This window comes from Pseudomonas rossensis, from assembly GCF_039888995.1.
GTDB classification, from domain to species: Bacteria; Pseudomonadota; Gammaproteobacteria; order Pseudomonadales; family Pseudomonadaceae; genus Aquipseudomonas; species Aquipseudomonas rossensis.
In genome coordinates, this window is sequence record NZ_JBBWCB010000198.1 from 1 (window position 1) to 7,845 (window position 7,845).

9 protein-coding genes are annotated in these 7,845 nt (G+C 57.9%); 6 read left to right on the forward strand and 3 right to left on the reverse strand.

The features are described from left to right. Window positions 1-62: 62 nt before the first annotated feature. The 3 genes from gpgS to gpgF are packed head-to-tail and all read left to right on the forward strand — an operon-like array spanning window position 63 to window position 2,945. Window positions 63-1,184, forward strand: coding sequence for an N-acetylglucosaminyl phosphatidylglycerol synthase (gpgS, locus tag WLY71_RS28445; RefSeq protein ID WP_347806213.1), 1,122 nt, complete (start codon window positions 63-65; stop codon window positions 1,182-1,184). After that, window positions 1,177-1,953 carry an N-acetylglucosaminyl phosphatidylglycerol deacetylase gene (gene gpgD / locus WLY71_RS28450; protein ID WP_347806214.1) on the forward strand — a complete coding sequence of 259 codons (777 nt, stop codon included), beginning with the start codon at window positions 1,177-1,179 and terminating at the stop codon, window positions 1,951-1,953. The genes gpgS and gpgD overlap by 8 nt, the downstream gene beginning before the upstream one ends. Continuing rightward, on the forward strand, window positions 1,950-2,945 hold the full coding sequence (gene gpgF / locus WLY71_RS28455) for a glucosaminyl phosphatidylglycerol flippase (RefSeq protein WP_347806215.1): 996 nt from the start codon (window positions 1,950-1,952) through the stop codon (window positions 2,943-2,945). Before gpgD ends, gpgF begins: the two co-directional genes overlap by 4 nt. 72 nt (window positions 2,946-3,017) lie before the next feature. Here the strand turns inward: gpgF and WLY71_RS28460 are convergent, their stop codons facing one another. Further along, window positions 3,018-3,194, reverse strand: a complete 177-nt coding sequence (locus tag WLY71_RS28460) for a hypothetical protein (RefSeq protein ID WP_347806216.1) — start codon at window positions 3,192-3,194, stop codon at window positions 3,018-3,020. Window positions 3,195-3,280: 86 nt separating this feature from the next. After that, the gene (purU, locus tag WLY71_RS28465) at window positions 3,281-4,129 is read right to left on the reverse strand and encodes a formyltetrahydrofolate deformylase (protein ID WP_074879520.1); all 849 of its coding nucleotides are present in this window, start codon (window positions 4,127-4,129) and stop codon (window positions 3,281-3,283) included. 339 nt (window positions 4,130-4,468) lie between these two features. Here purU and mvaT point away from each other — a divergent pair, with 339 nt between their 5' ends. After that, window positions 4,469-4,846, forward strand: coding sequence for a histone-like nucleoid-structuring protein MvaT (gene mvaT / locus WLY71_RS28470; RefSeq protein WP_007933316.1), 378 nt, complete (start codon window positions 4,469-4,471; stop codon window positions 4,844-4,846). A gap of 100 nt (window positions 4,847-4,946) precedes the next feature. Here mvaT and sbcB read toward each other — a convergent pair whose 3' ends face one another. Further along, window positions 4,947-6,377, reverse strand: coding sequence for an exodeoxyribonuclease I (gene sbcB, locus WLY71_RS28475; RefSeq protein WP_347806217.1), 1,431 nt, complete (start codon window positions 6,375-6,377; stop codon window positions 4,947-4,949). A 183-nt stretch (window positions 6,378-6,560) separates the two neighbouring features. Here sbcB and WLY71_RS28480 point away from each other — a divergent pair, with 183 nt between their 5' ends. Both WLY71_RS28480 and WLY71_RS28485 read left to right on the forward strand, forming a co-directional pair. Then, entirely contained in the window at window positions 6,561-7,286 is a 726-nt protein-coding gene (locus WLY71_RS28480) for an RDD family protein (protein WP_347806218.1), read from the forward strand. Continuing rightward, the coding region (locus tag WLY71_RS28485; protein WP_489685679.1) for a stage II sporulation protein M at window positions 7,283-7,845 on the forward strand (563 nt) is incomplete at its 3' end. The genes WLY71_RS28480 and WLY71_RS28485, both read left to right, overlap by 4 nt.

Sequence of the window (7,845 nt, forward strand, 5' to 3'; positions counted from 1 at the left end):
AACCCCAACCGAACATCTATCCTTCATAAAGGTCAACCAAGGGAGCCCAACGGACCGGAGGGATGTTCATCATGCATATCGCTGACATAACCATGTTCTACGCCCCTGCCAGCGGTGGCGTGCGCACTTATCTGGATGCAAAACACCGTCGCCTGGGCATCAAGCCGGGCATTCGCCACAGCCTGCTGATCCCCGGGGCTTACTTAAGTGAACAGGATGGCGTTTACACGGTTCCGGCCCCCGCCCTGCCCTTTGGCAAGGGTTATCGATTCCCCCTCCGTCTCGCGCCATGGCGCAATGTTCTGCAGGATTTACAGCCCGACCTGATCGAGGTCGGCGACCCCTACCTCACCGCATGGGCGGCCCTCGACGCCCGGCGGCAACTCGATGTCCCGGTGATCGGCTTTTATCATTCGGACCTGCCACTGCTGGTCAGCAATCGGATGGGCAACTGGGTCACCACCAACGTCGAAGCCTATGTCAGCAAACTCTATGGCAACTTCGATCGGGTTCTGGCGCCCAGCCAGATCATGGCCGACAAGCTGATCGGACTGGGGGTGAAGAACGTTTTCGTGCAACCGCTGGGCGTCGACTTGCAAACCTTCAATCCCTCTGCACGAGACACAGGCCTGCGGGCCGAATTGGGCATTGATGAAAACACTCATTTGCTGATCTTCGCCGGGCGCGGCTCCAAGGAAAAAAACCTGCCGGTGCTGCTCGACTGCATGAAACGCCTGGGCCGACGCTATCACCTGCTGCTGGTGGGTTCGTCGATGCCGGCCGCAGTGCCCGACAACGTGACCGTGATCGGTGAGTTCTGTCCGGCGGCACACGTGGCGCGATTGATGGCCAGCGCCGATGCGCTGCTGCATGCAGGTGATCAGGAAACATTCGGCCTGGTGGTTCTTGAAGCCATGGCCAGTGGCATTCCGGTGGTGGCCGTGGCGGCCGGGGCCTTTCAGGAAATCATCACCGATCAATGCGGCTTGCTCTGCCCGCCGAATAATCCATTGGCGATGGCCAACGCGGTCCGCGAGCTGTTCAGTTCGGGCAGCGTCGTTTTGGGCAAGCAGGCCCGCAGCCATGTCGAGCGGCATTACTCCTGGGACACGGTAGTCAACAGCCTGCTGGGGCACTATCACGCCGTGCTCGGCAGCCACTTGCGGCTGACGGCCAATGGTTGAGCCCATGAACCCGCCCAGCCTGTTACTCGTCTTGCACGACGTCGCACCGCAATCCTGGGCCGATTATCAACCCTTTGTCGAAGCCGTCGACGCCTTGGGCGAGGTGCCGATGACCTGGTTGGTGGTGCCCAATTTTCACAAACACAACGATCTGGAGGAGCATCCGGGATTTCGACGTTTACTCACCCGTCGTATCGCCCGAGGTGACGAACTGGCATTGCACGGTTACTTTCATTGCGATGAAGCGCCCACCCCCAACACGCCACGAGACTGGTTCATGCGCAGGATCTACACCCACGAAGGCGAGTTTTACAGCCTGTCTCAAGAAGCCGCCCTCGCCCGCCTGCGCGCCGGCATCGAAGTGTTCCACCGTTATCACTGGCCGCTGGAGGGCTTCGTCGCCCCGGCCTGGTTGATGAGCGAAGGGACGCGCCAGGCCTTGCGCCAGTTACCCCTGAGTTACACCAGCGATCCTCAGCATCTGTATCGTCTGCCGGACTTCACCGAGGTCGATGCGCCCGGCCTGGTCTGGAGTGCGCGCAGTGCCTGGCGCCGGGGGTTGTCGAAGTTCGTCAGCGATCAACGCGAGCAACGCTGGCAGCAAGCACCGGTGATTCGTCTTGGCTTGCACCCGGTGGATATGCGCCACGAGTTCTCGCACACTTACTGGCTGCAAACCCTCAAGCGCTTGCTAGACGAGGGACGTGTGCCGATGACCAAGGCACGCTGGCTGGCGCTGCAAAGCGACCGTATGGGTCGCGCCGCATGAGTCGCGGGATTCTGCTGCTCGTCGCGCTGCTCGCTGCGGTGCTGATTCCGTCGCTGCTGGGCGGTAACGAAACCTGGTATCGACTGCAAAGCTTTCCGCTGACATGGCTACTGATCATGTTCGGCATGATCCTGCTGTGCTGGGTGCTGAACACGATGCGCTTGCGCCTGTTGCTAGGAGATCAGCGCGACAAGGTGGGCCCGCTGAAAAGTCTCGGGGTGGTGATGGCCGCCGAGTTCGCCTATTGCGCTACCCCCGGCGGCAGCGGCGGACCGCTGACGATCATGGCGCTGCTGGCGCGCAATGGCGTGCGTCCGGCCAGGGGCAGCGCCGTGTTTGCCATGGATCAGCTGAGCGATTTGCTGTTTTTTCTTTGTGCGCTGAGCGGAATCCTGATTTATGCGTTGTTCCAGCACCTCAGCCAACGCATGGAATGGCTGCTGACCGTCAGCGCCATTTCGATGTTCGGCGGGTTGTTCAGTTGTGTGGTGGTCGCCCGCTACCATCGAATGCTGATTCGTCTGAGCGGTCGGTTGCTCGCTCGCCTGAATGTCAAAACCACCACACGCCTGCGCTGGGCGCGAAAACTCCTGCACTTTCTGGCGGCGTTCACGGACACATTGAAGCTGCCCTTTCAGACGCTCATCACGGTGTTTGCCCTGACTTGCCTGCATTGGATCTTGCGCTATAGCGTGCTGTATCTGGCGTTGCGTGGGCTCGGGGCGGATTTGCAGTGGGCCTGGAGCTTTCTGATCCAGATGCTTTCGCTAAGTGCGGGGCAGTTCAGCCTGTTGCCGGGCGGTGCCGGGGCGGCGGAGCTGACCTCGGCGGCGCTGCTGGCGCCGATGGTAGGAAAATCCACCGCGGCGGCGGCGATTCTGATCTGGCGGGCGGTGACTTATTACTTTTATCTGGTAGTCGGCGGGCCGGTGTTTTTACTGATGCTTGGGCGGCCGCTGCTGAAGAAGTTGATGAAATTCAAACAGGCCTAAAAGATCGCAGCCTGCGGCAGCTCCTACAGGGGTACGCGATCCATGTAGGAGCTGCCGCAGGCTGCGATCTTTTTAGGCCTCCCCGATTTCTTCGTTGGACTCCGGATTCAACTGTTCCCACAACTCGGCGGCACCGGGAAACTCCGTGCCGTCTTCAGGGTTCATGTCATCCGGGTCGTAACGACTCAAACACCCCTCGCCCAACGTGGCAGGAGCCTTGGAGGTCGCTTTGTCCAGCGGATCGGCCATGGTCATGTCCTCAGTGCAGAAACGGCGAAGGGCCTGAAGCGATTGAACGCCCAGGCCCTTCTAATTTCAACCGTGTTGTATGGCTGTCAGAACACCACGGTTTTGTTGCCGTGCACCAGCACCCGATCTTCCAGGTGATAACGCAGACCACGGGCCAGCACCATCTTTTCGACGTCCCGACCGAAACGCACCATGTCGTCGATGCTGTCACTGTGGCTGACCCGAACGACGTCCTGTTCGATGATCGGACCGGCATCCAGCTCTTCGGTCACATAGTGGCAAGTAGCGCCAATCAACTTCACGCCACGCATCGATGCCTGGTGATACGGCTTGGCACCGACGAACGACGGCAGGAAGCTGTGGTGAATGTTGATGACCTTGTGAGCATATTCGCTGCACAACTCGGGCGGCAGGATTTGCATGTAGCGGGCAAGTACGACCACTTCGGCATCGTGTTGTTTGACCAGGCGCGAGACTTCGGCGAAGGCCGGCTCTTTATCCTGCGGATTGACCGGTACGTGGTAATACGGAATCCCGTGCCACTCGACCATGCTGCGCAAGTCGTCATGGTTGGAGATCACGCAGGAAATTTCGCAATCCAGCTCATCACTGTGCCAGCGATGCAACAAGTCGGCGAGGCAGTGAGATTCGCGACTGGCCATCAGTACCACGCGCTTTTTCTGCTCGGTATCGGTGATGCGCCAGTTCATCGAGAACTCTTCGGCAATCGGTGCAAACGCTTCGCGAAAGGCATCGATACCAAAGGGCAGCGAATCGGCACGAATTTCGTGACGCATGAAGAACCAGCCACTGAGATTGTCCGAGTGATGGCTCGCTTCAGTGATCCAGCCGTTATGTGACGCCAGAAAGTTACTGACTTTAGCAACGATGCCGACGCGGTCCGGGCAAGCAATCACCAGCCGAAAAGTGCGCATGAGGGTCAAACTCCAGAACTTCGCAAAGGCGGCCATTCTAGCGATTGCGCAGCAAAACTGCAGTATTGATGACGTTTGGCCCGACACAAAGGTAAGCGGCACAGGTTCTGGCAGCACCTGCAACCCGCGCGATGGTGTTCCTGTTGCCAATCTTCAAGTGCCCAATTGTGAATATTCGTGATGACTGCATCACACTATTTAACTACACCGGCAATTTATGCCTATTCACCGTAACTAATTTAAATAAAACTCCGGTTAAATGTTTACTTGGTGAAACACCCTGACTATTATTGCCGCACTGTCACCTGCCATCCAGCGCCCCAACATAAGGTAGTCCTCATGTCCTTGATCAACGAATACCGCGCCACCGAAGAAGCTATCAAAGAGCTGCAAGCCCGTTTGAAGAACCTGTCCCAAGACGACAAACTGCAAACCGAGCTGGAATTCGAAGGCAAACTGCGCACCCTGATGGGCGAGTACTCCAAGTCTCTGCGTGACATCATTGCGCTATTGGATCCAGAGTCCAAAACCAAAGCACCACGCGGCGGCGCAGTAAAAACTACTGGCACCAAGCGTGCTCGCAAAGTTAAACAATACAAAAACCCGCACAACGGCGAAGTCATCGAAACCAAAGGTGGCAACCACAAAACGCTGAAAGAGTGGAAAGCCAAGTGGGGCGGTGACGTGGTTGAAGGCTGGGCTACCCTGCTGGGCTAAGCCGCAGAGCTTGTCGCAGACTCATCCGCGACAAAAAAGAACGCCAGCATCTGCTGGCGTTTTTTTATGCCCGGTATTCAGCCCCCGAACATTTTCGATTTCAAAGATTCAAACGTTTGCGTAATCCTTCGACATAATTCTGCCATTCATTCAGCACCTCTCGCTGAAACGATGTAGCCGTAATACTCCATTGGGCTGCGGCTTCTACAAAAGTTTCCAGCGTATTTGGCGCCCCCCACTCGGGTGCTGACAAACGTTGCTGACAGAATATTCTCCAGCGTTCTTGCTCTTCGAAATTCAACGTATCGGGGAAGTTGCGTGCGCGATATCGAAACAATAATTCAGGCAATCGTTCATCATCGAAAGGCCATTGTTGTTGCGCTAATTGAGCCGGGTCGGCAGACCTGACTTGTTCACATAGGCGCCGATCCCGATCACCGATAAAACCATCGTATAACTGCTGCTCAGGGTCTTGGCTCGAGGTGAAATCTTCGCTGGCATAAATCGCCTGAACTTTATCTCGCCAAACTTTTTGTGCGTCACTTAGCCGCAGAGCACGCTCTTGGTAGAGCGACATATCCAGCCCCAAACGTTGCTGATCTTCAGAGCGAAGTACCGACAACGGCGCCACCACCGGGCATTTGTTGATGTGGATAAGTTTGAGCGGCACCGGCAACTCGCCCTCGGCCAAGTCATCGCGGCGGGTATACAGCCGTTGACGCAAGGTGTCGGCATCAAGATCGAGCAAGCCCTGAGGGTCCAGGTGCAGGTCACAGACAATCAAGGCGTTCTTGTTGCGCGGGTGCCAGGCCAAGGGCAGCACCACACCGACATAATTGCGCGCCGCTGAAAAGCGCCCGGAGATGTGCACCATCGGCTGCAACAGACGAATCTGATCCATCACCTTTTGTTTACCGCGCAACTGAAACAACCAGTCATACAACTTCGGCTGCTTTTCCCGGATCAGACGCGCCAGGGCGATGGTGGCGCGAACGTCCGAAAGCGCTTCGTGAGCATTTCCGTGATCAATGCCATTGGCGGCGGTCAGGCGTTCGAGTTTGAGCGTTATCCGCCCCTCGTCGTCCGTCGGCCAAACGATGCCGTCAGGACGCAAGGCATAGGCTGCACGCACCACATCGATCAGGTCCCAGCGGCTATTACCGCCCTGCCACTCGCGCGCATAAGGGTCGAAAAAGTTTCGGTAAAGACTGTAACGGGTCATCTCGTCATCGAAACGCAACGTGTTGTACCCCGCCCCGCACGTGCCGGGCGCAGCGAGTTGGGCATGCACCCGCGTCATGAAGTCGGCTTCGCTCAGGCCTTCCTCGGCCAGTCGGCCGGGCGTAATCCCCGTGATCGCGCAAGCCGCCGGATGGGGCAGGATGTCTTCACTGGGCTGGCAGTAAAGGTTGACCGGCTCGTCTATTTCATTGAGATCGAAGTCAGTGCGAATCCCCGCCATTTGGAGCGGACGGTCGCAACGGGGGTTGATGCCAGTGGTTTCATAGTCGTACCAGAAGATAGAGGTCACGGGCTATTCCTGAACTGAAGATCGGCGAAGTCTAGGCGTTCACATCCCGCCCCTGCCAGTAATCTCGTCATTCAATCACCTCTGGCCACTTACCGTGCAATACATAGTTATGTCGTTTTCCCCCGAGAGGCTGCTAGCATCGGACGGACATCGAATCCCGAACAGGCCACATCAAGGTTGCCCATGCTCGAGACCACAGCACTGCCAAGGAAAGCGACGCTGTCCCCGCCACTGGATACGCGGTATCAAGTCGAAACGCCGGAAGGCATCGATCTGCCACTGCGCCCGGCCGGGTTGATGGTTCGTGCGCTGGCGTTCGCCATCGATCTCGGGCTGCGCGGGTTGATCGTCGGCCTGCTGTTCATTGTCCTGGCGTTCCTCGGGAAACTCGGTGCAGGGCTCGGCTCGATTCTGTTGTTCGTGGTGAGCTGGTGGTACATGGTGCTGTTCGAAGTGCTCAATCAGGGGCGTTCGCCAGGCAAGCAATGGATGGGCCTGCGGGTGGTACAGGACGATGGCACGCCGATCGGCTGGTCTGCTTCGCTGCTGCGCAACCTGCTGCGATTTGTCGACATGCTGCCGTTCGGCTATTTCCTCGGGGCCATCAGTTGCCTGCAACATCCCACCTTCAAGCGCCTCGGCGATCTGGCTGCCGGCACGCTGGTGATCTACCGTGAACAACCGCTCGCCCGACCACAACTGCCTGACATCCAGCCCCGGCGCCCGACCTTTGCGCTGACACTGACCGAACAACGCGCCATCCTCGGGTTTGCCGAGCGCCAAGGTGAACTCTCTGAAGCACGGGTCAAAGAGCTGGCGGCCATACTCGCGCAACCGTTGCAGGTGTCGGCGCCAGGGGCCGTGGACGAACTCAATGGCATCGCCCGCGGCTTGTTGGGCCCGACATGAAGCAAAGCCTTTTCGAAACTCGCCACAAGGCCGAATGGGAGCAATTTGCTCTCGTGCTTGAACAGCTGGAGCAAGGCAAGGAAGCACAGCGAGTCGCCCGCTTCCCCAGCGATTATCGTCGTCTCTGCCAGCATCTGGCGCTGGCACAGGAACGTGGTTACAGCAGCTTTCTGATCGACTCGTTACAGCAACAAGTGCTGCGCGGGCATCAACAGCTTTATCGCCACCGCAGTCGACTGGGTGCCAACGTGCTGAGCTTCATCCTGGCTGACTTCCCGCGACTGGTGCGCGAACAGTGGCGTTTCGTACTCGCCGCCGGCCTGATGTTTTTTGGCAGCCTGATCGGCATCGCACTGCTGGTGTATCTGTTTCCGGACTTCGTCTACAACCTGATCCCGGCCGAGCAGGTCAGCGAGATGCAAGGCATGTACGACCCCGTTGCCGGTCATTTGGGCCGCTCTGCCGAACGGGCAGCCAGTGAAGACTGGGTGATGTTCGGTTACTACATCATGCACAACATCGGCATTGCCTTTCAGACCTTCGCCAGCGGTTTGTTGTT

Excerpts from the sequence above, each read along its gene's own strand:
- gpgS (WP_347806213.1), top strand. The coding sequence starts at position 63 with ATGTTCATCATGCATATCGCTGACATAACCATGTTCTACGCCCCTGCC.
- gpgD (WP_347806214.1), top strand. The coding sequence starts at position 1,177 with ATGGTTGAGCCCATGAACCCGCCCAGCCTGTTACTCGTCTTGCACGAC.
- gpgF (WP_347806215.1), top strand. The coding sequence starts at position 1,950 with ATGAGTCGCGGGATTCTGCTGCTCGTCGCGCTGCTCGCTGCGGTGCTG.
- WLY71_RS28460 (WP_347806216.1), bottom strand. The coding sequence starts at position 3,194 with ATGGCCGATCCGCTGGACAAAGCGACCTCCAAGGCTCCTGCCACGTTG.
- purU (WP_074879520.1), bottom strand. The coding sequence starts at position 4,129 with ATGCGCACTTTTCGGCTGGTGATTGCTTGCCCGGACCGCGTCGGCATC.
- mvaT (WP_007933316.1), top strand. The coding sequence starts at position 4,469 with ATGTCCTTGATCAACGAATACCGCGCCACCGAAGAAGCTATCAAAGAG.
- WLY71_RS28480 (WP_347806218.1), top strand. The coding sequence starts at position 6,561 with ATGCTCGAGACCACAGCACTGCCAAGGAAAGCGACGCTGTCCCCGCCA.